Annotated in this window: 18 protein-coding genes; 7 read left to right on the top strand and 11 right to left on the bottom strand. The window is 71.2% G+C overall.

The window, feature by feature from the left end; genetic code table 11:
* Positions 1–72: 72 nt before the first annotated feature.
* The 4 genes from ACH4FX_RS37060 to ACH4FX_RS37045 form a co-directional block, all read right to left on the bottom strand.
* Positions 73–1,998, bottom strand: a complete 1,926-nt coding sequence (locus tag ACH4FX_RS37060) for a hypothetical protein (RefSeq protein ID WP_398485877.1) — start codon at positions 1,996–1,998, stop codon at positions 73–75.
* The gene (locus ACH4FX_RS37055; protein WP_398485876.1) at positions 1,995–2,810 is read right to left on the bottom strand and encodes a hypothetical protein; all 816 of its coding nucleotides are present in this window, start codon (positions 2,808–2,810) and stop codon (positions 1,995–1,997) included. The genes ACH4FX_RS37060 and ACH4FX_RS37055 overlap by 4 nt, the downstream gene beginning before the upstream one ends.
* 155 nt (positions 2,811–2,965) lie before the next feature.
* The gene (locus tag ACH4FX_RS37050; protein WP_398485875.1) at positions 2,966–3,625 is read right to left on the bottom strand and encodes a signal peptidase I; all 660 of its coding nucleotides are present in this window, start codon (positions 3,623–3,625) and stop codon (positions 2,966–2,968) included.
* Between the two features lie 93 nt (positions 3,626–3,718).
* Positions 3,719–4,405 carry a hypothetical protein gene (locus tag ACH4FX_RS37045; RefSeq protein ID WP_398485874.1) on the bottom strand — a complete coding sequence of 229 codons (687 nt, stop codon included), beginning with the start codon at positions 4,403–4,405 and terminating at the stop codon, positions 3,719–3,721.
* A gap of 299 nt (positions 4,406–4,704) precedes the next feature.
* On the opposite strand from ACH4FX_RS37045, the gene ACH4FX_RS37040 reads away from it, so the two are divergent.
* Positions 4,705–5,580 carry a MurR/RpiR family transcriptional regulator gene (locus ACH4FX_RS37040; protein ID WP_398485873.1) on the top strand — a complete coding sequence of 292 codons (876 nt, stop codon included), beginning with the start codon at positions 4,705–4,707 and terminating at the stop codon, positions 5,578–5,580.
* Positions 5,581–5,778: 198 nt separating this feature from the next.
* On the opposite strand, the gene ACH4FX_RS37035 is transcribed toward ACH4FX_RS37040, so the two are convergent.
* Positions 5,779–6,258 carry a hypothetical protein gene (locus ACH4FX_RS37035; protein ID WP_398485872.1) on the bottom strand — a complete coding sequence of 160 codons (480 nt, stop codon included), beginning with the start codon at positions 6,256–6,258 and terminating at the stop codon, positions 5,779–5,781.
* A gap of 602 nt (positions 6,259–6,860) precedes the next feature.
* Positions 6,861–8,333, bottom strand: a complete 1,473-nt coding sequence (locus tag ACH4FX_RS37030) for a PucR family transcriptional regulator (protein WP_398485871.1) — start codon at positions 8,331–8,333, stop codon at positions 6,861–6,863.
* A 533-nt stretch (positions 8,334–8,866) separates the two neighbouring features.
* On the opposite strand from ACH4FX_RS37030, the gene ACH4FX_RS37025 reads away from it, so the two are divergent.
* Both ACH4FX_RS37025 and ACH4FX_RS37020 read left to right on the top strand, forming a co-directional pair.
* A complete protein-coding gene (locus ACH4FX_RS37025; RefSeq protein WP_398485870.1) occupies positions 8,867–10,255 on the top strand; it encodes an MFS transporter in 1,389 nt (462 codons plus the stop codon).
* Between the two features lie 63 nt (positions 10,256–10,318).
* Positions 10,319–11,971: an amidohydrolase gene (locus ACH4FX_RS37020; RefSeq protein WP_398485869.1), complete on the top strand. Its 1,653-nt coding sequence runs from the start codon at positions 10,319–10,321 to the stop codon at positions 11,969–11,971.
* Positions 11,972–12,206: 235 nt separating this feature from the next.
* Here the strand turns inward: ACH4FX_RS37020 and ACH4FX_RS37015 are convergent, their stop codons facing one another.
* Positions 12,207–13,433 (bottom strand): peptidoglycan-binding protein, encoded by a 1,227-nt coding sequence (locus ACH4FX_RS37015; protein WP_398485868.1) that lies wholly within the window; start codon positions 13,431–13,433, stop codon positions 12,207–12,209.
* Positions 13,434–14,989: 1,556 nt separating this feature from the next.
* Here ACH4FX_RS37015 and rph point away from each other — a divergent pair.
* Entirely contained in the window at positions 14,990–17,593 is a 2,604-nt protein-coding gene (gene rph / locus ACH4FX_RS37010) for a rifamycin-inactivating phosphotransferase (RefSeq protein WP_398485867.1), read from the top strand.
* Positions 17,594–17,740: 147 nt separating this feature from the next.
* Here rph and ACH4FX_RS37005 read toward each other — a convergent pair whose 3' ends face one another.
* Entirely contained in the window at positions 17,741–19,477 is a 1,737-nt protein-coding gene (locus tag ACH4FX_RS37005) for a nitrilase-related carbon-nitrogen hydrolase (RefSeq protein ID WP_398485866.1), read from the bottom strand.
* Positions 19,478–19,491: 14 nt separating this feature from the next.
* Complete coding sequence (locus ACH4FX_RS37000; RefSeq protein ID WP_398485865.1) at positions 19,492–20,922, bottom strand: cobyrinate a,c-diamide synthase; 1,431 nt, start codon at positions 20,920–20,922, stop codon at positions 19,492–19,494.
* A gap of 194 nt (positions 20,923–21,116) precedes the next feature.
* On the opposite strand from ACH4FX_RS37000, the gene ACH4FX_RS36995 reads away from it, so the two are divergent.
* Complete coding sequence (locus tag ACH4FX_RS36995) at positions 21,117–21,791, top strand: SCO2322 family protein (RefSeq protein ID WP_398485864.1); 675 nt, start codon at positions 21,117–21,119, stop codon at positions 21,789–21,791.
* 76 nt (positions 21,792–21,867) lie between these two features.
* On the opposite strand, the gene ACH4FX_RS36990 is transcribed toward ACH4FX_RS36995, so the two are convergent.
* Positions 21,868–22,377 (bottom strand): ATP-binding protein, encoded by a 510-nt coding sequence (locus ACH4FX_RS36990; protein WP_398485863.1) that lies wholly within the window; start codon positions 22,375–22,377, stop codon positions 21,868–21,870.
* A 195-nt stretch (positions 22,378–22,572) separates the two neighbouring features.
* On the opposite strand from ACH4FX_RS36990, the gene ACH4FX_RS36985 reads away from it, so the two are divergent.
* Positions 22,573–22,815 carry a DUF397 domain-containing protein gene (locus tag ACH4FX_RS36985; protein ID WP_398485862.1) on the top strand — a complete coding sequence of 81 codons (243 nt, stop codon included), beginning with the start codon at positions 22,573–22,575 and terminating at the stop codon, positions 22,813–22,815.
* 89 nt (positions 22,816–22,904) lie between these two features.
* Positions 22,905–23,813, top strand: a complete 909-nt coding sequence (locus ACH4FX_RS36980) for a helix-turn-helix domain-containing protein (protein ID WP_398485861.1) — start codon at positions 22,905–22,907, stop codon at positions 23,811–23,813.
* Positions 23,814–23,831: 18 nt separating this feature from the next.
* On the opposite strand, the gene ACH4FX_RS36975 is transcribed toward ACH4FX_RS36980, so the two are convergent.
* Positions 23,832–24,647: an SAM-dependent methyltransferase gene (locus ACH4FX_RS36975; protein WP_398485860.1), complete on the bottom strand. Its 816-nt coding sequence runs from the start codon at positions 24,645–24,647 to the stop codon at positions 23,832–23,834.
* Between the last annotated feature and the right edge of the window lie 262 nt (positions 24,648–24,909).

The raw sequence follows: 24,909 nt of genomic DNA, 5'->3' as shown, positions 1-24,909 counted from the left end.
CGCTCGCCGGGGCCCGCCCGGTCCGGACGACGGCCAGTGGTCACGGCAGTGTCCGGACCGGACGGACGGCGGTCACTCTCCGTTGGCCGTAGACCGGTACTCGGGTGCCGAGCCGGACGTATCGGCGGGGTGGCCGTCCGCCTCGGCTTCGACGCGGACGGCGACCGCTGCCCGCTTGCCGGAATCCCGCCCGCCGTCCGCGGGGTACTCGCTCGCGCGGAGCTCACCCCGGCCGGTGGCCGTGGTGTCAGGGACGATGAGGGTGGTCCGCCAGGTGCCGTCCCGGCCGGCGGTCACGACGTTCTCGACGGACACCGGCTTCCCGTCCGCTCCCGGCAGCGACAGCGTGATACGCGCGCCGGGGGCGGCGGTGCCGGCGACCTTGAGCCGCCGGCCGGGGGCGATGACCGCCCCTTCGTTCGGGGACTCGATCCGCAGCGGCCGGTCCGAGGAGGTTCCCGGTTCTTCCGAGGCCTCCCTGGCTTCCGGAGTGCCCGCCTCGCCCGGTACGGAACTTCGCGCCGTGCTCCGACGCGGGGCGGGTGACGCCGGGGCGGCGGCCGGTGTGGGTGCGGAGTCCTTCCACTGGATGACGACGAGGCCGTCGCCGCCCTTGCCGTTGTCCTGATTACCGCCGCCTTGGCCTGCCCGGCCGGTGTACTGGTCGTCATCGGTACCGGCCGCTGCGCCGCCGCGCCTGCGTTCCTGGGCGGCGGCCCCCGCTGTCAGGTGGCCATCGGTCACCCTGGCCTGGTCGAGGTAGCCGGCTCCGCCGCCTCCTCCGCCACCGGCCAAGTCGGTGTAGACGGGCCCGCACCCGCCGCCGCCACCGCCGTACCAGCCGCCGCCACCTCCACCGCCGCCGTTCGGCACCCCGGAACGGTGAGGCTCCGTGCCGCCGTCCCCACCCTGCAGTTTGGCCCCGGGCTCGGGGGCGCGGGTGGTGCAGAGATCACCGGCGCCCGCGGCGCCGGGTGACGTCTGCGTGCCGGGCCCGCCTTGGCGGCTGTCGCTGTCCGGGACGGCGGAACCGCTCTCACCACCGCCTCCGCCGCCAGCGTTGACGGTGGAGTGCCATCCCTTCGTCACGTTGGCGGCCCCGCCTCCGCCGCCGGCGATGAGGAGGGGAGTCCGGCCGTCCCACAGGGCTCCCATACCGCCTCCGGAACCGGCCCAGTTGTTGCCGTCCCCGCTGGCGCCACCGCCACCGTACGTGCGCCCCGAATGGTGAGCGCCGCCCGCGCCCACCACTGCCCGCAAGTTCTGTCCCGCCGCTACGGACACAGTCCCGATGGCGCGGCCTCCGCCACCGCCACCACGCACATCCGCATAGTCGGAGCTTCCGCCTCCCGCGCCCCACAACCGCGCATCCACCTTGTGCACGTTCTGCGGAACGACGAAAGTCTGGTCCCCACCGGTGTACGTGAACCGCAGGCACCCGGCGAAGCCCGCCGAAGGGGCGCACGGGGCACCGTCCTTCTCACTGGTCACGGTGACCGGAGCGGAGTTCATCCGCAGGTCTCCTGCCGTCTGCCGGACGCGGAAGTCGAAGATGCCCGCGGTCAGCCCCGCCTTGACGAGCGGGGCGGCCTGCTTCCACCGCCCGTCGGAGGCGACCTGGGCCGAAAAGCCGTCGAGTTTCTTCCAGTCGGTGCCGCCGGTGGTCCGGTAATACAGTTCCAGTGAGGCTCCGGGCTGCCCGGTGCCGGTGAAGACGCTCGTGCCGCTCTTCCGGTCCGGCACGATCACCGAACCGTGCGCCGGGGTGCTGATCACCGGCTTGTCGACATGCGGGCCTGCCTTGTCCACGGCGCCGAAGGCACCTGAACGGGCGGTCGCCGTCGCGACGGGAGCGGCCTGGCCCGGTTCGGAAGCCGTCGCCAGGCATGCCGTGGCCACCGCCGCCGCGGAGGCCACCAGTGCCCGGCTGCCGCCCCGTGCTCGAAGACGCCCCTTGCCGTGGGCAGGACGCGAGCGATGGAGGCCGGCCGTCATCATGTCCCGTCCTCCTCACCGCGCGGGCGAGAGGACGAGGACGTAACGGCCCCCACGACGGGTCCGTCCGGCAAGGCTGCCGTGGTGTCCTGGTCCTGGTCTGCCTCGGATGTACGACGGCGGGCGGACCAGGCGGCGACACCGGCGACGATGGCCCCGAGGGCCAGCAGGGCCAGGCCCCACAGGTCGGCGCCGGTGCGGGCCAGGGCCCCGCCGGGCTTGTCGCTGCCGGTACCGGTGTCCCCTCCGGAGCCGTGGGACGTGCCCGCGCTGTCGTCGGCGGTGGTGTGCACGTCGCCGCCGTGCCCGTTCCGCCCGCCGCTGGTGCCTCCGGCCGTACCGCCGTGCCCGTCAGCGTCTGTGTGGTCGTCTCCGCCGGTCGCCGTGCCCGTGACCTTGAGCGTGACGCGGGCCGTCGTACCCTCCAGGCTGGACGGCAGGTCCGCGGGGACGGTGAAGGCCAGCTTCAGGTGCTGGGCCTCGTGGGGCGGCGCCGACCGGGTTCCCAGGTCGACCGCCTTGTTCAGGGCGGTCCCCGGGGCGGCGAGTTCCGTTCGTACGCCCGGGCAGTCGCCGCCCGTCCAAGGCTCCGAGCACTGCTCCACCCCGGCGCGCAGGCCGCCGCCGTCGGTGAGCCGGCCCGTGCCCCAGAGGGTCGCCGTCTCGGTCAGCGGTTCACTCCGACCGGAGATCACGTCCAGGTACCGGGTCACCTTGTCGCCGGGCCTGAGGCCGGGAGTATCGGCCGTCCACGCCGTTCCGGGACCCGACGTGATGTGCAGGGCGTCCGGCTTGTCGCCGGCATCCGAGGCCACTGCCTGCCCGGTCGCCGACCATGCAAGGGCCGCCAGGGTCGCGGCCGCCACTGTGGTGGCTCGTCCGCCACGGCGCAGCTGCCCCCGCGGTATTCGCCTCTGATTCACCGTCATGTACCTCTTTCCACCTGGCCCGCCCGGGCCCCGGTGTCTCGTCATCGGCTGCGTCGCCGCCGGGGCAGCAGCCGGCGCAGCCCCCAGCCCATGAGGAACAGACCGGCCAGTGCTCCCGCCACGGTGACCGGTCCCACGTGCGCCACCGCCTGCGCGGCGCGTCCCGCTCCCGGGACGATGTGGACGACACGCGCGTACGTGCCGGGCCCGGACAGGTCGATCTTCCAGGGGTCCGCGTCGTCGTTGGCGTCGCCCTTGGTCTGGATCACCCGCCCCGCGGCGTACGCGTCGTCCCGCACGACCCGGTGCACCACGGGCTTGCCGTCCTTCGGTGTCCAGGGCGGTGGCGGACGGAAGGCGATGATGTCGCCCGTCTTGATGTCCTCGGCGGCGACCGGTTGGGTCACCGCCAGGGAGCCCGCGGGCATCACCGGGGTCATCGACGGCGTCAGGATGGGCATGAACTGCATGTCATAGACCGTCCGCGCCACGCCCACCGCCAGCACCGCCAGCACGAAGGCGGTGACCAGCAGGGTCCACAGCGTCCGCAGGACAGCGCGGAGCACCCGTAGCGCGCCGCCGCTCCCGAGCCGTCGGTGGCGGGGCCGGTCGCCTGGACGCCGGGCGCCGGGGGACGGCAGTTCCCGGATCGTCGCCTCGGACGGCCGTGCTGCGGCCGGAGTGGGGGGCAGGTCGGTCACGTTCTCGTACTCTCTGGATCTCCGGAGCCGGTGTGGTGCGTCGGGCGGGGTCGGGGCTCAGCCGTGGCCGGCCCCGACCCGGTGCCCTCCGGCCTACTTGCTGTCGGCCCCGCCGTTGCCGGCGCCACCGTCATCGGCCGGGGTGCCGGTACCGGTGCCGGTGAAGCCGAAGCTGATCGAATCGATCATCTGGCTCTTCACCGCGTCCCAGTTCTGCTCGGTGCCGTCCTTCAGGTAGACGTGCAGGTCGACCGGAAGGTCGTTCTTCTCGAAGCTCTGGAGCTTGCCGCCGGCGGCGGAGAGGTCCACGGGCAGGGCGCCCTTCTGGGCGATCTCGGCGGCCGACAGGCCGGAGGCCACACGCTTGCCGCCGGCGTCCACGTCCACCAGGAGCTGCTTGGCCAGCCCCTCGTTCTGGTCGGTCTTGGCGTAGTTGACCTTCAGGCCGACGGTGTCGATGTCCTGCTTGCCGCCCGCCGTCAGGTGGACGACGGTCTCCGCGCCTTCGCCGTCGTTGGCCATCTTGGCGTTCGTCAGCTGCTTCGAGAGGTCGGCCGTCTGGTGGTGGTCGACCAGCAGCGAGACGTCGGTGTTCTTGTCCGGGTCACCGCCGTTGTGGTCGGCGGTGCCGAAGACACCGGACGTCGCCAGAGCGGTGGAGGTGGACAGCGCGTAACCGCCGGCCGCCAGCAGACCGGCACCCGCCACCAGGGCGACCGCGGCGACCGCCTTCTTCTTCTTCGGCATCCGCTGCTTCTCGTTCTCGGACGTAACCGTCATGAGGTTCTCCATATCTGCATTGCCATTCACATGGCGGATCGGCCGGCTTCTTCCGCCCGACGGCGGCCCTGAGGGGCGGGCCCACTGAGGGGCCGGAAGACAGCGGGCGATTGAGGGCATCTGCTGCCGGTTTCGGCGTGCACGACCCGCGCTGAACTCATTAGATCTGCAACGTTTGATGCAGTCAAATCCGTACGCAACATCCATTGCTTCCGTTGCCGACCTCGGAACGGCCACGCACACGGCGCCCCTAAACTGGGGTCATCGAAATCCCGCGCTCAGGTGCGGCTGTCTGGGAGGTGGGAAGGTCGCTCCAGGTACGCATCGCGGAACAGCTCGCGAACATGCCGCGCGGAAGTCAGGCCGCACGCGTCTTCGAGGTGCTGCAGACCAGTCCGGAGTTCGCTTCTTACGCCTCGGCCCGTGACATGGCCCAGCGGGCGGGGGTCAACGCCTCCACCGTCACCCGTGCCGCGCAGCAGATGGGGTTCTCGGGCTGGCCGGACCTCCAGCTCGAAGTCCGCAGCCAGTACCTCTCCGCCCTGTCCGGGCCCGAGGTGCTCAGCGAGCACACGAGCGCGATGAACGAGACGCCGACCCACTCGGCACTCCACCGGGACAGCGACCACCTGGCCAGGATGGCGCGGTCGCTCGACCCCGCCGAGGTGAAGGCGCTGGCCGACACCATCGGTGGCGCACCGCGGACGCTGGTCACCGCGTCCGGCAGCTTCTCCGCGCCGGCCATCGTCCTGTCCTACCTCGGCACCGCCATGGGCTTCGACATCCGCCTGGACACCATGGCCGGCACCGAGCGCACCACCCAGATCATCGCCCTGCCGCAGGGCAGCTGCCTGGTCATCTTCAATTTCTGGCGCACCCCGCGCGAGCTGATCGCGATCGCCGAGGCGTCCGCCCGGCGCGGGATCACCGTCTGCCTCGTCACCGACCGGCGCACCAGCCGCCTGGCCCAGGCCGCCGACCTGGTCGTGGCCGTTCCGAGCGAAGGCGCTTCGATCTTTCCTTCGATGACCCCCGCGGTCGCCATCAGCCACGCGATCCTGGCCGAACTCGCCGCAGCCCACCCCGAACAGGCCGCCCGCTCCATCAGCGGCATCGAGTCCCTGTGGACGGACATCGACCTCATGGACCGCTCCACCGGCCGCAACACCTCCTGACCGCGCGCCGCGCCCGCGTTCCCAAGTACCTCCCGACCGCGCGCTCGCGTTCCCGGCACCGTCAGCAGGCGCCGAGGTCAGCCGAGGGCGCTGCCCTTCCCGGCACAACCGCCGGGGATCGCCGGCCGGCGCGGGTTCCACGTACCGACGAGCGTGTTCGAGTACGGCGAGGGGGCACACCGCTTCGCGGACCGGTCCTCAGTCATCGAAGTACTGCGGATTGAGCGACCGCCCGGCATTGGACCACTCCCGGAGGTCATGGACTTCCGCCACGTCCTGCCCCGCGCCGCCCGAAAGGGCCGTGGAGAGCCAGGCGGCGAGGGCGGCAGCGGCAGCCGGGTCGGCCTGGGCCAGCCGGCCCACGAACTCCAGATGCGCACCGGACGTCGGCTGATCCGTACGCGCCAGAGCGGCCAGCAGCGCCGCGTGCGCCTGAACGGACGCCGGAAGCGCCGCCTTCGCAGCCGCTCGGGCGGCCGGATCGCCATAGTGGCCGGTCCGGGCGGCAAGGGCCCGGGCCAGCCAGGCATCGACGGCCGGAAGCTGAGAGCTGTTGCATACGGCGAGGAAGTCGCGCGCCGCCTCGTCTCCGCGCTTCGACATCTCGGTCGCGAGACGGCCGTCCTGCGCCAAGCGCTCCAGTTCGCCGGCCCGCTCGACGGTGCGCCATTCGCACAACGAGGCCTGGCGAGGCGTCTCCCGCCCCGCAGCATGCCGGTCCGGCCGGGTGGCGGCGCCGGTGTCCGGCCCACGGAAGCGAGGGTCGCCGACGGCCGGCCGGTGACCGTGCCCCCCTCCGTCGCCCCGGCAACAGCCGCCCTCGCAATCGTCGCGGAGCAGTTCCCGGCGAGCGCCGGAGCCACCGTCGGCGGGCGCATCGCGCCGGCCCGTGCGGCGACGCATCGAGAACCGCCTGTCGGCCGCCTGCCCGGCAGGTTCCTGTGCAGCGGTCGCCACAGGACCGCGCCGGGAACGCCACGGGGACAGATATCCGCCCATCAGAGCCTCACAGATCCAACCTCAGGGTGCCGCCCACGCCTTCGCGGACGCGCGACAGCGCTTGCACCGTGTCACCGGTGGACCCACGGCCGGCCTGGAGCAGCTACCCGTATGGTCCACCCATACCCCATTGAATACGCAACAAGCGTTGCATTGCAAGTTGTAGCGCAACAAAATATTGCTCGACGGGGAATCCCGCCACCCGGGCGGCGGCCCCGTCGGGCCGGCCATCGAGAAGGCCCGCCCGGGCCGCCTCCGCACCGGCCCGGCACGGAAGGGCGTCACGGCCGGTCGTTGCCGGTGTCGGCGCCGTCATGGAAAAGGAGCCACAGCCCGAAGGACGCGTCCGGCGCGTCCAGCCGGGCGCCGAGGAGCTTCTCGCAGCGTCGCAGCCGGTTGTTCAGGGTGTGGCGGTGCACGCCGAGCGCCGCCGAGGTGCGGTCGTTGCGGTATTCCTCGCGGACCCACGTGCGCAAGGTCTCCAACAGGACGTCGCCCCCGGGCGCCGCCTCCAGCGTCTCCAGGAGACGGGAGCGCAGCAACGCCACGCCGGCCAGGTCGATGGTCGCCGGCACCAGGTCCCGCCACTCCAGTTCACCGTGGGTCACCAGAGGCGTCTGCCGCCGCACGGCCTGGCGCGCGGCGGACCGGGCCTGCTCGTAGGCGACACCGAGTTCCGACCGGTGCTGGAGGATGGCCAGGCCCGCGTACACGGGACGGGCGAGGTGACCGATCAGGCCGTCGACGAGGGACCGGGCGTCCAGGAAGACCTCGGCACGCGCCACCAGAAGCATCCCCTCGGGGACTTCGCACGGCGTCACCCAACGCCCCAGCCCCCAGCACTCCTCCAGCGCGGCGGCGAGGAGCGGAGCCGGGGCTCCGGTGATCACCAGCATCGCGTACGGGCCTGCCTGCGGGAGCCGGAACTCCTCGACGACCTTGCTCCACACACTGCTCCGCAACGCGTGGCCGGCCAGCAGCCGGATTCCCGCCTGGAGCATGAGCAGTTCGTGCGGCGCGGGCGGGCGGCTCCTGTTGAAACGGTCGGCGAGTTCGGCCGCGGCTCGGTCGAGGCGTTCCAGGCGGGCCGCGTCGAGTGGACGGCCGGACACCAGCAGCACCGCCTGGACCTTGCCGCCCGCCGCGATGGACCGTACCCGCACGTGTCGGGAGCCGGAGGTCAGCACCGTGCGGAACATCGGGTCGTGGCCGGCGGCGGGCGGCACGTCGACCGGCAGCCATGACGTCGGCGCGTCATCCTGCGAGGGCGGCCCGGCCAGCGGGCGCAGCCGAGCAACCAGGACGTGAACCTCGGAATCGAGTTCGGTGCCCAGGTCACGGGACCAGCCGGCCAGGTCCGGCACGACCGGGCGCGTCCGGCGCAGCGCGGCGCGGACCTCCCTGGCCGGGTCCTGGCCCGGCACCGGAAGCCAGCGCACCACCGGCACTTCGTACTGCTCGGCCAGGGCGAGGAAGCCGATGGGTACCGCCTGGTCCGCGGCGGCCACCTCCAGAATCGCGAGCGGCACGTGCCGCAGGCGGGCGACGAGCGCGCGTTGCGCGTCCCGGTCGACCGGGACGGACGCCGCGTCCAGGGTGACGGCATGTCCGGGCGGCAGCGGGGACGCATCGGCCGGGGGCCGCCCCCGCAGGTCGGTCAGGCCGGCCACCTGCCGGTCCACTCCCCCGGCTCCGACCAGGAGCCGGGCCTGCGGGGAGAGATTTGCCAGCAATTGGACTGTCTGTACCGCCATGACCTCATTATTCCGTGCGATCTTCACCTACCGACCCCAGGGCCCGGCCCATCGGCGCGGTGGCGCGCATCACACCTCCCCTTCGGTCCCTCGTTACGGGGCCGTACGGCGAGCGCGCCGGAGGGCTTGAGTCCTGGACGCGTGGCCACCGTCGGAGGCGTGAAGCGCTGCGGCGTTCTCCTCGGGGGCGCGACACGGCCGGAGGCACCTGGCCGCATGGCCACCGGCACCCGCCCACGTCCCGGCGGGGCGAAAGTCCCGGCCTGCGGGCAGGACTTTCGGCGCCCTGTGCCGCGTCCGCAACGCCCCAGGCTGGAAGCGCAACGCACGAACACTCCGCCGGCCCGGGGAAGCCCCATCGCAGTCGCGGCACCCGGCACGGGCGGACCCTCCAGAGGAGATGACCGAGCATGCCAGGTCCTGCGGTTTCCACCGACCCACCGGTTCCACAGAGTTGGACACCCCGGATGCTGCGCAATCCTCGGCGGAGGCAGGCAGCACTGCTGGGAGTCAGCGCGGTCTCGACCATTCAGATGGTCGATCCGAGCCTGAACTCCACGGCCCTGCCCCGCGCCGCGACGGGCCTGGGCATGAGCTCGGGGACGATGACGCTGGCGGCGAGCATCGCCACGCTGCTGTTGGCCGCCTCGATGCTGGGGACCGGTTCCCTGGGGGACCTTCGCGGGCGACGCAAGGTCCTGCTGTGGGGTGCCGTGGCCACGGTCGTCGGCTGTCTGGTGACCGCGCTCGCCGCCAACGGCGCCGTCTTCCTCATCGGGCGGGTCATCACCGGTATCGGGACGGCGGCCGCCTTCGGCATGAGCCTGGCGATCATTCCGCTGCTGTTCCACCGGCACGAGCTGCCCCGGGCGTTCGGCATCTGGCTCGGCGTCCAGGGCATCATGATCGTCGTCGCCTGCGTCGGAGGCGGCGGGCTGGTCACGCACTTCGGCTGGCGGGTCGGCTACGTCGTCGTCCCGGTGATCGGTGTGATCGCCACCGTCTGGGCGTATCTGACGGTGCCCGACAGCCGGGCGGAGAGGGCCCGCCGTTTCGACACGGTGGGGGTGCTGCTCGCCGCTCTGGCGCTGATCTGCCTGATCGAAGGGTTCAGCCAGGTCGGTGCGCACGGCTGGCTCTCGCCCGTCACGCTGGGGCTGATGGCGGCCGCGGTGGCGCTGTTCGGGCTGTTCGCCGCCTGGGAGAGGCGGGTCGACGAACCGGCCTTCCCGATGGAGCTGTTCACCTCCCGGCCGTTCGTCGCGGCGATCGTGGTCGGCGTCGTCTTCAACCTCGGCAACGCGGCGGTGACGATGCAGTACCCGCTGATGGTCCAGCAGACGCTCGGCAAGTCGGCCTTCGTCTCCTCGATCGTGATCGCGATGTTCGGCGTGGGGTCGATCGGTGGCGCGTTCGGTGCCGGCGCCTTCCAGACCCGGCGGGGCACCAGCGACCGGGTGATGTTCGTCAGCGGGCTCGGCTTCATCGCCGTAGGGCTGCTGACCATGGCCTTCACCACCGAACACACCCCGCTGTGGCTGTTCCTGGCGACCTCGACGGTGATCGGCTTCGGTGTCACCTGGGCACAGAATCCGCAGTCCGCCGTGATGATGCGGTCCGCGCCGCCCTCGATGGTCGGCTCCGTGGGCGCGGTGAAGCCCGCGGTCGGCCAGATGGGCATGGGGCTCGGGCTGGGTGGTCTGATCCCGGTGGTCAGCTCCTTCACCGCCGCGTCCTCGGGCACGCCCCAGCACGCCGCCGCGCGCGGCTTCGGCCTCGGCATGCTGCTGGTCGCCGTCCTCCTCGTCGCCGCCGCGCTGATCATCTGGCGCATGATGCGGCCCCAGCCGGACGACCGTGCCGCGGCGGTTCAGGGACAGGGCACCGCCCAGCCCGTCGAGCAGCCCTCGGAAGCGGCCTGACAGAGGGCGTGCGCACGGCACCCGCCGGTACGCCTCCCCTACTCCCCTCACAGGAGGAACGACATGACCACCACCCCCGCACCCAAGTCCACCGGCCGCGTCCCCCAGCGGATCTTCGTGAACGCCGCCGTGATCACCGTCGATCCCGCCCGGCCACGGGCCGAGGCGCTCGCCGTCACCGACGGCCGTATCACCGCCGTCGGTGACGACGCGGAGATCCGCGCCCTGGCCGGCCCGGCGACCGATGTCGTCGACCTCGGCGGCCGCACGGTACTGCCCGGCTTCGTCGAGGCGCACGGCCACCCGAGCGTCAGCATGACCACCGACGGTCCCGACGTGGTGGACATCCGCCCCATGACCTGCCCCACCGCACGGTCCGTCATCGAGCGGATCGAGGAGACCGTCGCCGCCGCCGAGCCCGGTGTGCCGCTGGCCTTCGTGGGTTGGGACACCCTGCTCCAGGAGGGCCTCCAGGAGCCCACGCGCGCCTGGCTGGACGCCCTCGCCCCCGCCAACCCCGTCGCCATCCTCCAGAACTCCGCGCACATGTCCTGGGGCAACTCCCTGGCCATCGAGGCGATCGGGCTCACCCGCGACACCCCCGACCCGGCGGGCTGTCACTTCGAGCGCGATGCCACGGGCGAGCCCACCGGCAAGGCCGTCGAGGCCCCGGCCTCGCTGATCATGATGGGCGCGCCCCTGAGCCCGCCCACCGCCCGCGTCCCGGAGCTGCTGGCCCACGAACACCGGCTGCTGGCCTCGCGCGGCCTGACGACCTGCGGTGACCTCGGCCTCAAGGGCGACATGCGGGACGTCTGCGCCAGGTTCGCCCGCAGCCCGCTGGCCCGCGTACGGGTACGGGCCTACGAGATGTCCAACGGAGAGCTGCACACGGACGCCGAACCCGGCCAGGGGGACGCCATGTTCCGCCAGATCGGCATCAAGATGTGGGCCGACGGCAGCCCGTGGATCGGCAACATCGCCACCAGCTTCCCCTACCTCAGCAACGACCGGACCGCGGCGCTCGGGCTCGGCCCCGGCCACCGCGGCTGTGCCAACTACACCCCGGAACAGGCCCGCGCGATCGCCGAGGCGTACCTGCCCCGCGGCTGGCAGCTGGCGTGCCACATCCACGGTGACGTCGCGGTGGACATGATGCTCGACGTCTTCGAGAAGGTACTGGCCGAGCACGGCCGCCCGGATCACCGCACCCGCTTCGAACACTGCGGCACCATGACCCGCGAGCAGTACCGGCGGGCCGCCGAACTGGGCATCACCTGCAGCCTTTTCGTGGACCACATCTATTACTGGGGCGACGTGCTGGTGGAGAGCCTGTTCGGCGAGCGCGCCCATGACTGGGCCAACGCCCGGGCCGCCCTCGACGCCGGCATCCGCATCTCCTTCCACAACGACGCACCCGTCACGCCCGTCGAGCCGCTGCGCAACATCCAGGTCGCGGTCACCCGGCGCACTCGCTCGGGCGCACGGGTGCTGGGCCCGCAGAACCGCGTCACCCTGAGCGAAGCGATCCGCGCCCAGACCCTCGACGCCGCGTGGCAGTTGCAGAGTGAACACGAGGTCGGCTCCATCGAGGTGGGCAAGCACGCCGACCTGGTCGTCCTGAGCGACGACCCCTACACGGTCGACCCGGACGCCATCGGCGACATCGACGTACTCGCCACCTACTTGGACGGGCGGGCGACCTTCACCGCCTGAAGCGCACGGACGCCGCCTTCAGCGCCGCGGCCCCGCGGACCCGGTATTCCACCGGCGTCCGCGGGGCCGCGGCCCATCACCGCAAGGCGGTGGTGCCCGCCCGCGCTCCCGGCATCCCGGTCACGTGCGACTGCCACCGGTCACCCGTATGAACTGCGCCTTCTCGTCCAGCGTCCGGAAAGCCGGCTACGCGAGTTCGGCTCCGACCGGAAAACGCCGGCGATGCAGGCGCCCGTCAGCGGAACAGGCGTCGCCACGTCTCCGGACCCGGGTAGCCGTCCGCGTCGCCGCCTCGCCATCCCTGCGCGCGCTGGAACGCTTCGACATTGCGGCGGTCGCTTTCGGACCAACGAGGTCCGGGCCCCACCGCATAGTGGCCTCCGAAGCCTTTCTTCACGAGCTGCCGTCCGAGCTGGGTCACAAAGTCGTTCGACTGGCCCGGTCGAAAGACGCCGCGTCCGGGGAAACTCGGTGCGCCGCCCGCCTGTTCGGAGCCATGCGCCGCAGGAATGTCGTTGCCGGTTCCCTTGACCAGGCGCTGCCAGGTCTGCGGACCAGGGATGCCGTCGGCCTCCGCACCGCGCCAGCCCTGGGCGCGCTGGAACGCGGCAGTGGCTTGCTCGTCGGCCCGGCCCCAAGCAGGCCCGGGGCCCACGGTATAGAAGCGTGCGCCGCCGCGCTGTACCAGCATCCGGCCCAATTGCGTGACGTAGTCGTTGTGTTGCCCGGCACCGAACTTCCCGGCCCCGGGGAACGCGCCGCTTACGGGCCCGGACGACGTACCCGTATCACCCTGGCCGGCTCCACCAGCCGCGACCGCCCGCGACCGGTACGCCACATATCCCGACGTGTGGTTCCAGTACGGGAACGGAGTCACCCGCCGCAGCGCGTGCGGCTTGGTCAATTCGTAGGCCACGTACTTGGTTCGGGCGGAATTCGACCAGCCACCGAAGAGAACGACGTGCGAGCCATAGGTCGGATTCGCCGCATTGTGGTACAGGAGAATATCGCCCGGTTGCAGCTCGTCCTTGCCCACACGTATCCCGTAGGAGGCCAGGCTCCCGGTCCACTGGCTGCCGGACAGCCCCCACGCCATCGACACGAAGCCCGAGCAGTCCTGTCGGTACCCCTCGTAATAGCTGCTCATGCTGTACCGGACCCCGCGGTCCACCCAGTGCTGCGCGCGGCGCACGATCTCCGTCCGGCTCGTCACGGCCCCGTGGTACGAGGCGTATTGCCCAGTGTGCCGGGCGGCCGTGGCAGCGCTCGCCGCCGCGGCGGGCTGGGCGGAGAGCACCTGGGCGGCGCCGGCGACGGTGGTGACGGTCGCCATGGCAACCATCAGCGCCCCGGTCGCAGTGCGCCCCGCCCGCACCGAACGCGCCGCCTGCCGGGCCGCGTCGCAGTCGGGACAGCCGCAGTCGGCCGGGACGAGAACTTCTTGGAAGAGGGGGGTGGACATGGCCTTCACCTTCTGTGATCGGGAGGCTGCCACGTGGACGGGGCAGCCAGGTGGGAAAGGGACAGGGCACGGCTGGAGAACGCGACGTGGCGTGGGAAGGCGGCGGCGTTTCCGGGCACGTGGGAGCGGGGCCGGCGTCCCCCTCGACGGTGTCGTCACGTCAGGAGTGCGTCGCCGGGTGCGAGCGGCGGCCCGGTGCGCCGCCACGGCCGAAGGTCATCGTGTGGGGCCGCCGCGGCGGCCCGGGTACTCACCGGGGCACGCGGGGACGTTCCCCCGGCGCTCGGTCGCCGCGACCAGATGGCTCACGGTGCTGCCACTCGTGAGGGTCCGGGGCTCCGGCGGGCGGAACACCACGACGTGGATGCTCCTGATATCCGCGTCGGCGAGGGCCTGGTCACCGTCAGCGAGCCGACGGGCATGACGGAGGGCATCGACAGGGTGAGCACCGGCGGGAGCCGGGCGCCCTGAACGTCCAGGCATCGCCGGCCGACGATGTGTTGTCGCTACGGGGAAGCCGAAGGGACACGCGCGGGCTTGACGGCGGTCTTCCCCCCTCACCGCCGTGGGCCATCTTCGCGCCGGTCAGCTCACTCGGCGGATCGGCGCGCTATCGGTCGCCGCCCAGGACCGATGCGTGGAGGCTCGCGCCGAGGTCGGGGCCGTTGTCCTGTTCGCGCCGAAAACCGGACGCCGCCAGGCCGACCAGGCGAAGCCCCGACACGTAACCCTCCCCCAGCGAGCGGCCCAGCACCGACCACGACGTCCGGGCCCGCGATGAACTCCTTCTTGCGCGAGGGCCGCGTACTGGTCGCCTCGGTGTCCACGGCTTCCCAACTTTCAAGTGGTCATGAAAAGTTCTCGCCGGAGGCGCCCGATGGGGGGACGCGCGCCTCCGGCGACGGGCCGGGCCGCCAGCAGGCACCCCGCGCCCAGGTGAGCCCGGTACCGACAAGCGGCACAAGGCTCGCACGGCGGGATTTGGGGCGGATCAACCACAAACCCCGCGTTCGAGATCCATTAGAGACGCAACACTTGGCCACAGTCAAACCAACCTGCAACGAGCGTTGCAAAGTACGAACCGGCGTGCCCCGCGGTGCCGAACGCTGGTGGAGACCGCGATGACCGTCGCCGGACTGGAGCAGGCCCAGCGCCACTACGAAGCGCTGCCGGGAACCGAACCCACGTCCTGGGCCGGACACTGGGCTGTCGGGGCTGAGATCTTCGCCGCCTACGCGCATCGAGGCCGATCGGGACTTTCCGGGCCGTTCCCGATCGGGACTTTCCGGGCCGTTCCAGCGGGCGGCAAAAAGACAATGGCAAGGAGATATCTCCCTGCCACTCTCAACCTATAGCGCACCAGGGGGCTTGCGGCAAGGCCCGGGTGGCGGCGCAGAATCGTCGGCCAAGGCCACAACCTGCGGAAATGAGGGACACACCGTGCGTGTGTTGTTGTCGACGTACAAGGGACACGGTGCTGTCCGACCGATGGCCGTGCCGGTGATTCGACCGGCCGGCGGAGTGCAGTGGAGCAGGACGGCCCCGGAGGTGTCGCGGTGATCGAGCAGTACGTGCTGGACCTTCAGGAGATCGACGAGTCCCAGGTCGCGATTGCCGGTGGCAAGGGCGCGGGCTTGGGCGCGCTGTCGCGGATCGAAGGCATCGACGTGCCGGCCGGCTTCTGCGTGACGACGGACGCCTTCCGGCGGATCATGGCGGAAGCACCGTCGATCGACGAACTGCTCGATCGGCTGTCGCGCTCGGACCCGGACGACCGGGAGGCGGTCCGCGCGCTCGGCGCGGAGATCCGAAAGACCATCGAGGGCATCGCCATGCCCGACGACCTCGCGTCGGCGATCACCCGCGCGCTCGCCCGGCTCGGCGACCGGGCCGCCTACGCCGTCCGGTCCAGCGCCACGGCAGAGGACCTGCCGACGGCCTCCTTCGCCGGCCAGCAGGACACGTACCTGAACGTCGTGGGGCCTGCGACGATCCTCCAGCACGTCAGCAGGTGCTGGGCCTCGCTCTTCACCGAGCGGGCCGTGTCCTACCGCCGGCGGAACGGCATCGACCACCGTACGGTCCACATGGCCGTGGTCGTGCAGCGGATGGTCGTGCCGCGTGCGGCCGGTGTCCTGTTCACGGCCGACCCCGTCACGGGCGACCGGAAGGCCGCCACCGTGGACGCCGGATTCGGGCTCGGCGAGGCCCTGGTCTCCGGCCTGGTGAACCCGGACGTCTTCACGGTGCGGGACGGCGAAGTCGTCGCCAGGACGATCGCCGCCAAACAGCGTGCCGTACACGCCCTGCCGGCCGGCGGTACGCGGGAAGTGGCGATCGCCCCGCAGCGGCAGGAGCAGCCGGCGCTGACCGATGCGCAGGTCGTGCAGCTCGTGCGGCTCGGTCGGCGGATCGAGGCGTACTTCGGCCACCCGCAGGACATCGAGTGGTGCCTGGTCGACGACGGCTTCCGGATCGTGCAGAGCCGGCCGATCACGACCCTGTTCCCCGTCCCCGAGAGCGGCGACCAGGAGAATCACGTCTACGTCTCCGTCGGCCACCAGCAGATGATGACCGACCCCATGAAGCCCCTGGGACTCTCCATCTGGCAGCTGACGGCCATGGTGCCGATGCACGAGGCCGGCGGGAGGCTGTTCGTGGACGTCACCCGGCGCCTGGCCTCGCCCGCCAGCCGCGCGGGCCTCCTGGACCTCGTGGGGAGGGGCGATCCGCTGGTCAGGGACGCGCTGGAGACCGTCCTCGACCGCGGCGGCTTCGTCCCCTCGCTCCCGGACGCGGGCCCCGGCGGGCCGCCGGCCGGCGCCGCGCCCACCCCGGTCGGGACCGACCCGGCCATCGTCACCGAGCTGGTCGAGCGCAGCCGGGCGTCCGTCGCCGCCCTGGAGCGCGGCATCCGGTCGCAGAGCGGACCGGCGCTGTTCGACTTCCTGCTGGAGGCCTTCGAGGAGCACAAGCGGGTCCTCAGCGATCCGCTGAGCCTCCAGGTGATCATGGCGGGGATGGAGGCCACGTGGTGGCTCAACGACAAGCTGCACGAGTGGCTCGGTGAGAAGAACGCGGCCGACACGCTCACCCTGTCCGCCCCCGGCAACATCACCTCGGAGATGGGGCTGGCGCTGCTCGACGTCGCCGACGTGATCCGCTCGCGTCCGGAGGTGGTGGCGTTCCTCCAGGGCGTCGGCGCCGAGGACGAGGATTTCCTGGAGAAACTGCCGAAGCCGGCGGGCGGGGCCGAGGCGCGCGACGCCATCGAGGCATACCTCGACCGGTACGGCATGCGCTGCATCGGCGAGATCGACATCACGAGGCCACGTTGGCGCGAGCGCCCCACCACGCTCGTCCCCGTGATCCTCGACAACGTGCGGAACTTCGGGCCGGGCGCCGCCGGGCGCCGCTTCGAGGAAGGCCGGCAGGCGGCGCTGAAGAAGGAACAGGACGTGCTGTCCCGCTTGCGGGCCCTGCCCGACGGGGACCGGAAAGCCGACGAGACCAAGCGGATGATCGACCGGGTCCGCACCTTCATCGGATACCGGGAGTACCCGAAGTACGGCATCATCAGCCGCTACTTCATCTACAAGCAGGCCCTTCTGGAGGAGGCCGGGCGGCTCGTGCAGGCCGGCGTGCTTCCTGAGAAGGAGGACATCTTCTACCTCACGTTCCAGGAACTCCACGACGCCGTGCGCTCGCAGCAGGTGGACGGCCGGATCGTCCAGCAGCGCAAGGACGCGTTCCGGTCGTACCACGCGCTCACACCGCCCCGGGTGCTCACATCGGACGGCGAGGCCCTCACCGGGGCGTACCGGCGCGACGACGTACCGGACGGCGCCCTGGCCGGCCTCCCGGTGTCCGCCGGGACCGTCGAGGGGCGCGCCCGCGTCGTCCTCGACATGGCGGAGGCCGATCTCGAAGCGGGTGACATCCTGGTCACGACCTTCACGGACCCCAGCTGGTCGCCGCTGTTCGTCGGCATCGCGGGCCTGGTGACGGAGGTGGGCGGCCTGATGACCCACGGCGCGGTGATCGCCCGGGAGTACGGCTTGCCGGCCGTCGTGGGCGTGGAGCGGGCCACCCGGCTGATCCGTGACGGGCAGCGGATCCGTGTGCACGGAATCGACGGGTACGTCGAGATCCTGCCGTGACCGACTTCCGGCCGGCCTCGGTCGTCCGCTGATGACACGAGGCTGAGCGGACAGCCGAGCGTGTCCGGGCCGGCCCGCGCGGGCCGGCCCGGGCCTCAGGAGGTCATGTGAGGTGGTCAGAGCCCCGGTTCGCCGGTTCGTCCGGGGTCAGCAGGTGCGGGCTTCTTCCTGGCACGGCTTGAGGAGGGTGGTGGGGTCGAAGAAGCGGGCCGAGGGCTTGGCGCGGACATCGCCGGTGGTGATGTCGCGGATCACGGTGCCTTCGGCCTCGGTGAAGCTGGGATCCGCCTTGTAGCCGCCGAGGTAGACCCCTTCCGGGCCGGACTTGTTGGCGGTGACGATGTGCAGGTAGTCGCCGGTGCGGCTCTTCCAGAGGGCGCTGCGGACCGGGTCGCGCCAGTCGGTGTTCATCGCGACGACGTCGACTCCCATGCGGGCGAGGACGTGGGCGGTCTCGGGCGGCATCATGTCGACGTCCTGCATGAGGGCGAGCCGGGCGTAGTCGCGGTCGATGACCAGGTAGTCGTTCGACAGCCGGTCCTCGGGGAGTGTTTCGCCGCGCATGTGGTGAGTGCGCCGGTACTCGTAGGACTGTCCCGTCGAGGCGATCAGGGTGCTCTTGGGCACCTCGGTGGCGGTGGCCGGGTAGTGGATGAGCAGGTCGGTCCGGTGACTCGTGGCGAACGCTTTCAGCTTCGCGAGGCCCGCCGTGTCGGCGCCCGGGAAGTAGTCGGCCGGAAAGACGATCAGGCGCAGCTTCTTGCCGTCGGACTCGGCCCGGGACGTGGCCTTGGCCGCGGCATCGAGGGCGGCCTGCCAGGGTGTGGTGCTGGGACCGGGGTCGACAGCGGCGGCGGTGAAGGTGGTCGGGTCGGGCTGCTGGAACTGCTTCTGGGTATACGGCTCCAGAGTGTCCTGGCCCATCAGGGAATACATCGCGGGTTTGCGCTCCACCGGGAAGGTCCGTGACGTGCGCACCGGGACCTCGCCGTAGCCGATCTGATCGGACTGGCCGCTCACCTCCGCGAGGACCTTGCCGTCATGGGTCATGATGACGCTGCGCGACCCGAAATCGAAATCGTAGGGGAACGGCGATGGCACGGTGAAGGTTTCCTGCGTGAACACATCGGGCTTCGACCCCTTGGTGCCCTTGCCCCAGCGGTTCGCGACAATCATGGAGAAGTCGTTCTCGAAGGTCCGGACGCGGACGAAGTCCGTGTCGATCCCGACATTGGCGGGTGCGATCAGGATGTCCGCCCCCTGCACCGCGGCCGCTCTGGGGAACTGGGAGTTGAACATGTCGGAGCAGATGACCAGCGCCATCCTGCCGTATTCGGTGTCGAAGGTCGGGATCTGCTCGAAGCTCGACGCGTTGTACGAGGATTCGATCAGGTGGTTGCGCTTGTGATAGACGCCGCGGGTCCTGCCGTCCGGGCCGAGGAGAACGGCCGAGTTGTAGTACCGGCGCGTGTCGGGTTCGTAGACGGGCATGCCGAACGCTATGTAGGCGCGGTGCTGTCTGGCGACGGCGCCGAGTGCGTCGGTCGTTTCTCCGGGGACCTGCTCCGCGGCCTCGGCCATCTCCGCACGGCTGAAGAAGGAGTAGCCGCTGGTGGCCATCTCCGGCAGCACGATGAGTTTGGCACCTTTGCCGGCTGCCTCGTCGGCCAGCTCGACCATCTTGGCGCGGTTGTTCGCCACCTTTCCTTCTTCCGGGGCGAAGTGGATGGTCGCGGTCTTGAGGGACTTGGGTGCCGGTGAGGCGTTCGACGCGGCGGCGCTCGTGGGCTCCTGGCCCGGCAGCAGGGGAATCAGCCCCGCCAGAACGGCCGCCATCGCGACCGACCGGAGCCGGCGGCGACGGAACAGCGTGATCCGCTTCAAGGTTTTCTCCGATCTCATACGGCGGGCGCCGTCTTCGCGTACCTCAGAGCGGCGCTCAGGAAATTGCGCGGGATTTCCGGGTGCAGGGCGAAATGGAGATGGATGTAGCCGGCCGCCACGTTGTTGAGCAGGAACCCTGCACGGCGGCGTTCGCCCGTGCTCGTGGTCACCTCGTACAGATTCGGCTCGATCCCGGCATCGGTGATGCGGGACTGGTGGAACTCCTGACCACGGGCTCGCTGATTCGCCTCACCGAGCGGGGACGGCGCCTGCGTGCGCACATCGACGTAATGGATGGAGAGGTACTGGCGGTCCATCACCACATCGATCGGGAGGACGCCGGTCATGGTCGCGCGCTCTCCGTCGAAGCCGGTGAGGGACCGGGCGAGGTACATCATCCCGCCGCACTCCGCGTAGATCGGCATTCCGTGCTCGGCGCGGGTCCTCAGCTCTCGCGCCAGTGAGCGGTTTGCGGCCAGCTCGGCGGTGAAGCTCTCCGGATAGCCGCCGCCGAGGTAGACCGCGTCCACGTCATCCGGCAGCCGCGGATCGACGGTGGGCCGGAAGGGCACCAGTGTGAACCCCGTGTCCTCCAACGCGCGCAGATTCTCCTCGTAGTAGAAACAGAACGCGGCGTCACGGGCCACCGCCAGCCGCGCGCGGGGCACACCGGGGCCAGTTCGGCGTGGTGGGTGGGGTGCGGGTGTTTCGGCGGGGTGGGGCAATGCGGTGCGGGTGGCCGCCAGCAGCGCGTCCATATCCACCGTGCGGCCGGAAGCGGCCTGTGCGCGGGCGCGTTCCGCGGCGCCGGTCGGATTTTCCTCGACCGTGGTCAGTCCGAGGTGCCGCTCGTCGACACGCAAATGCTCGCTCCGCTCGACCCAGCCGGCCACGAGCTCGCGCAGATGGTCCGGCAGCGCGGTGAGCACCATCTCGGCGTGGGTGCGGCTGCCGACCTGGTTCAGGACGCACGCCGCGATCCGGACCTCGGGGTCGAAGGCCAGCAGGCCGCCGAGGACGGCTCCGGACGTGCGCGTCATGCCCCACACGTCCATGACGACCACGACGGGAAGGCCGAGGAGCTTGGCGAGGTGCGCCGCGCTTCCCCTCTCCGTGCCGTTCTCCCCGTCGTACAGGCCGCCCATGGCCTCGATCACGCATACGTCCGCCTCCGCGGACCAGCGGTTGTAGGAGCGACGTACCCCCTCGGCCCCCATCATCCAGAGGTCCAGATTGATCGACGGGCGTCCGGTGATCTCCCGGTGATATCCGGGGTCGATGAAGTCGGGGCCGATTTTGAAGGCCTGTACCCGCAGCCCGCGTTCGCGCAAGAGGCGCAGCAGAATGGCCGTGACGGTCGTCTTGCCGGCGCTGCTGTGCGTCGCAGCCACAACGAATGCGGGCCGCGACCGCGGTGCGGGGTCGGCGTCGTCCGTCTTCTCCACTGCTGCCCCTCCAGAATGAGCCGGATTTCCCGTGCAGTGACGCAGAGTACAGCCGGCTTCCGGGCAGGCACCGCCAGGAGTGGCCCGTCGGACACCCTTCGCTGCGTACACTCCCCTTCCGGCACGCACCAAGGGATGCCCCGGAAATTCCCGCGCTACGCAGCGGCCCGCACCAGGCAGACGGAAGACACACGGTGAAACTCAGCGTCAGACCCCTCGGCCGTGGCCTGGCCACGGCGGCCACCGCCGCGACGCTCGCGCTGGCCCCCGCGGCGCCCGCCCACGCCGACGCCTTCCGCTACTGGTCGCTGCGGCACGGGGACGACGGCACCTGGCGCACCACGGCCGAGGGCCCGGGTACCTACCGCCCGGCCGACGGCGCCGTGGAAGGGTTGCGCTTCGCCGTCTTCCAGGCGGACACGAAGGCATCCGTCGTCCCCCGTGCTCCCGCCGACTTCGAAGCGGTCTGCGCCGCCACCCCGGCGAAGGCGGGCACCAAGCGGGTCGCCCTGGTCCTGGACTTCGGCACAGCGCAGGACGCCCCGTCCGGAGAGAAGCCCCCGGCGGTGCGTTCGCACTGCGTGCAGTTGCCGCCGCAAGCCACCACCGCGGAGGCGCTGGCCAAGGCTGCGCCGCCCCTGCGGTACGGATCCTCGGGGTTGCTGTGCGCCATCGCGGGCTATCCGCGGCGCGGCTGCGGAGAAGCGGTGGCCGACGGCTCCGGACCCGCGAGCGGCACCAACAGCCCTCGCGATGACGGGGGTTCGGGCGGTGGTCCGTCCGCAGGGCTGCTGCTCGGAGGTGGCATCGTCGTCGCTCTGGTCGGCGCGGCCGTATGGCAGGCCCGACGCCGACGCGGCGCCGTGTGAACGTGCCGCACCCGGTGATGTCATTGCCGGTGCACCGTCGCCAAGGCACTACGGCCTGACGGCCCCCACCGCAGGCTCACCCGGCAGACCTGGTGATCGGCAGTTGGGCCCAGACCGTCTTGCCCGTACGGTCCGGAGGGGTCCAGCCCCAGCACTCGCTGAGCCGGTCGATTATCCACAGGCCGCGTCCCCCTTCCGCCAGGGGGTCCGGGGCTGCCAGGGCGGGGACGGCCCGGCTGGAGTCGGAGACGGCGCACAGGATGCTGGAGTCCTGATGGGCCAGGGCCAGCCAGGCCGCACACACCGCGTCCGGCCGGGGTGTGCCGGTGTCCGTGTCCCTGGGGGTGGCGTGGCGCAGGGCGTTGCCGACCAGTTCGGAGACCACCAGGACCGCGTCCGAGACGACCGACGCGTGGACGCCCCACCCTTCGAGCGTGGTGGTGGTGAAGCGGCGAGCGCGTGCCGCGGTGCTGTAGGAGCCGCCGAGCGCGCACACGGCGAAGAGACTGAGGCCGCCCATCGCCTGGTCCTCACCCGCTTCCTCACGGAGGACGTTGTGCACGGCCGGTGCAGGATGTGTAGTCATCGCACTCTCCGCCATGGGGGCAAGTCAGGGGCTGGGCCGCCCGGTTCGGGAGGGCTAATATCCTCGTCGGCCGCCCGCTGCTGCAAGTACATCTGCAATTGCATCGGCGGGAACGGCTGCGCGGGGCTCGTTTCACGCCACGCGCGCAGGGTCCGTGCGGGCCGGAGGACGATCGTCCAGCAAGGAGAGCAGCTCATGAAGTCATTACCCAATGGCATATGCGCCAGTGCGATCGAGGGCGCGGTGTGGCGCAAGAGCTCCCGCAGCAACCCCAACGGGAACTGCGTCGAGCTGGCCCTTCTCGCCGACGGCGGGGTGGCGGTGCGCAACTCCCGGCACCCGGAGGGGCCGGCGTTGATCTACACACGGGCCGAGATCGCGGCCTTCGTCCAAGGCGCCAGGGACGGGGACTTCGACGAGATGGCCGGACTCGGATGACGCATATGTCGGCCGGATAGTCACCGCTGCTGTACGAACAGTTCGGGCGGTGGGAGACTGGCCGTTCATCCGACAACAGGGGAGACAGCATGGTCGCCGCGCAGCCGGGCCGCATCCCGCCCCCGCGCCCGCACATCGACCATCCCCGCGGCGGACCGACGGTCCTGCGCATCATCCTGGGAACGCAGTTGCGCCGGCTGCGGGAGGCGGCGGGCATCACCCGTGAGGCGGCCGGGGAGGCCATCCGCGGCTCGCACGCCAAGATGTGCCGCCTGGAGCTGGGCCGCGTCGGCTGCAAGGAGCGCGATGTGGCCGACCTCCTGACGCTCTACAAGGTCACGGACGAGGACGAACGCGCCGGCTTCCTGGCGCTGGCCCGCGGCACCAGCACTCCCGGCTGGTGGCACCGGTACAGCGATGTGCTGCCCGGCTGGTTCGAAACCCTCATCGGCCTGGAGGAGGCCGCCTCCGTCATCCGTACCTACGAAGTGCAGTTCATCCCGGGCCTGTTGCAGACGGCGGACTACGCCCGTGCGGTGTGCCGGCTCGGGAGTCTGTCCAGGACGGAGATCGAGCGCCGGGTGGAGCTGCGTCTGCAACGGCAGGCGCTGCTCACCGCGCCCGGCGCGCCCCGGCTGTGGGCGGTGATAGACGAGGCGTCGCTACGGCGCCCGCTCGGCGGCCCCGGCGTCATGCCGGCCCAGTTGCGGCACCTGCTGGAGATGGCGCGGCGGCCCAACATCACCGTCCAGGTCGCCCCGTTCCACCTCGGCGGGCACGCGGCGGCGGGCGGTCCGATCACCATCCTGCGGTTCCTGGAGCCGGACCTGCCCGACATCGTCTATCTGGAGCAGCTGACCAGCGCGCTGTATCTGGACAAGCGCGACGACGTGGACCATTACCTCGCCGTGATGGACCGGCTCAGCGCGCAGTCCGAATCGCCCCGGACGACCCAGGCCATCCTGGAAGAACTGGTCGAGGCCGCGGAAGCGCGCTGACCGGCGGGGCCCCCGCCGCTACCACTTGCGGGCGACGCCGCCGTACTCGATCCACTCCATGGTGCGCTGCTTGGGCCCGATGTCCGCGTCCGGCTTCCAGGTCGAGACCTCCACCAGGCCCGGTTCGAGGATCTCCAAGCCGTCCAGGAAGGCCGCGAGTTCGGCGGCCGTGCGCACCCGGCCCCACTGGCCGTGGGTGCTCACCCGCATGAACTCGGTGACGAAGTCACGGGTGGCCTGGTCCTCGCTGACGAGCTGGCAGACGACCAGGAAGCTTCCCGGGGCCAGGCGTTCGGCGACCCGCCTGATCAGGGCGGCGGGGTCGTCGGCGTCCGGGATGCAGTGCAGGACGGACACGAACAGCGCGGCCACCGGCCGGCCGAAGTCGATCAGCCGCCGCACCTCGGGGTGGCCCATGATGCCTTCGGTGTCGCGCATGTCGGCCTGGATGACCGCGGTGTTGTCGTTCTCCTCCAGCAGCGCGCGGCCGTGGGCGAGCACGATGGGGTCGTTGTCGACGTAGACCACCCGCGCGTCCGGGTCGACCCGCTGGGCGACCTGGTGGACGTTGTCCTGGGTGGGCAGGCCCGAGCCGTGGTCGATGAACTGCCGTACGCCCTGTTCCTGCGCCAGCCAGCGGACCACCCGCCGCAGGAACCGGCGGTTGTTGACCGCCAGGACCTGCGTGCTGGGCACGACCTTGCTCAGCTCCTCGCACGCCGCACGGTCCACGGCGTAGTTGTCCTTGCCGCCGAGGTAGTAGTCGTACATCCGCGCCACGCTCGGCACGCTGACGTCAACGGTGCTGGACTGAGGCCGCACGTCCTGGCTCATTTGCCTGCTCTCCCGTCGCTCGGGCACCCCGCCGAGGCACCACGGCCGGCCGCTCCACGGGATCGTGACCGCGCCGGTTCGGCGTCCAACATACCCAGCTACAGGGGGGTGTTGCAGGTTCGCGGGCGCACTCCGTCCCGTACCGGCCGGGATACTCCGGGAAACGGCCGGGGTGTTGGCCAGGGCCGAGTGGCCCTGATTGTTCTGCACGAAAAGCTTGCGGAGGGTACGGATCCGGCCGTCGCGCGGCCCGGCCCCGGAC

The organism is Streptomyces sp. NPDC018019 (assembly GCF_044327805.1).
Taxonomy (GTDB): domain Bacteria; phylum Actinomycetota; class Actinomycetes; order Streptomycetales; family Streptomycetaceae; genus Streptomyces.
Note: the sequence above shows the minus strand (reverse complement) of the source record. Positions and strands in the feature narration are given on the sequence as shown.

Excerpts from the sequence above, each read along its gene's own strand:
- ACH4FX_RS37060 (WP_398485877.1), bottom strand. The coding sequence starts at position 1,998 with ATGATGACGGCCGGCCTCCATCGCTCGCGTCCTGCCCACGGCAAGGGG.
- ACH4FX_RS37045 (WP_398485874.1), bottom strand. The coding sequence starts at position 4,405 with ATGACGGTTACGTCCGAGAACGAGAAGCAGCGGATGCCGAAGAAGAAG.
- ACH4FX_RS37030 (WP_398485871.1), bottom strand. The coding sequence starts at position 8,333 with ATGGCGGTACAGACAGTCCAATTGCTGGCAAATCTCTCCCCGCAGGCC.
- ACH4FX_RS37025 (WP_398485870.1), top strand. The coding sequence starts at position 8,867 with ATGGTCGATCCGAGCCTGAACTCCACGGCCCTGCCCCGCGCCGCGACG.
- ACH4FX_RS37020 (WP_398485869.1), top strand. The coding sequence starts at position 10,319 with ATGACCACCACCCCCGCACCCAAGTCCACCGGCCGCGTCCCCCAGCGG.
- ACH4FX_RS37015 (WP_398485868.1), bottom strand. The coding sequence starts at position 13,433 with ATGTCCACCCCCCTCTTCCAAGAAGTTCTCGTCCCGGCCGACTGCGGC.
- ACH4FX_RS36990 (WP_398485863.1), bottom strand. The coding sequence starts at position 22,377 with ATGACTACACATCCTGCACCGGCCGTGCACAACGTCCTCCGTGAGGAA.
- ACH4FX_RS36985 (WP_398485862.1), top strand. The coding sequence starts at position 22,573 with ATGAAGTCATTACCCAATGGCATATGCGCCAGTGCGATCGAGGGCGCG.
- ACH4FX_RS36980 (WP_398485861.1), top strand. The coding sequence starts at position 22,905 with ATGGTCGCCGCGCAGCCGGGCCGCATCCCGCCCCCGCGCCCGCACATC.
- ACH4FX_RS36975 (WP_398485860.1), bottom strand. The coding sequence starts at position 24,647 with ATGAGCCAGGACGTGCGGCCTCAGTCCAGCACCGTTGACGTCAGCGTG.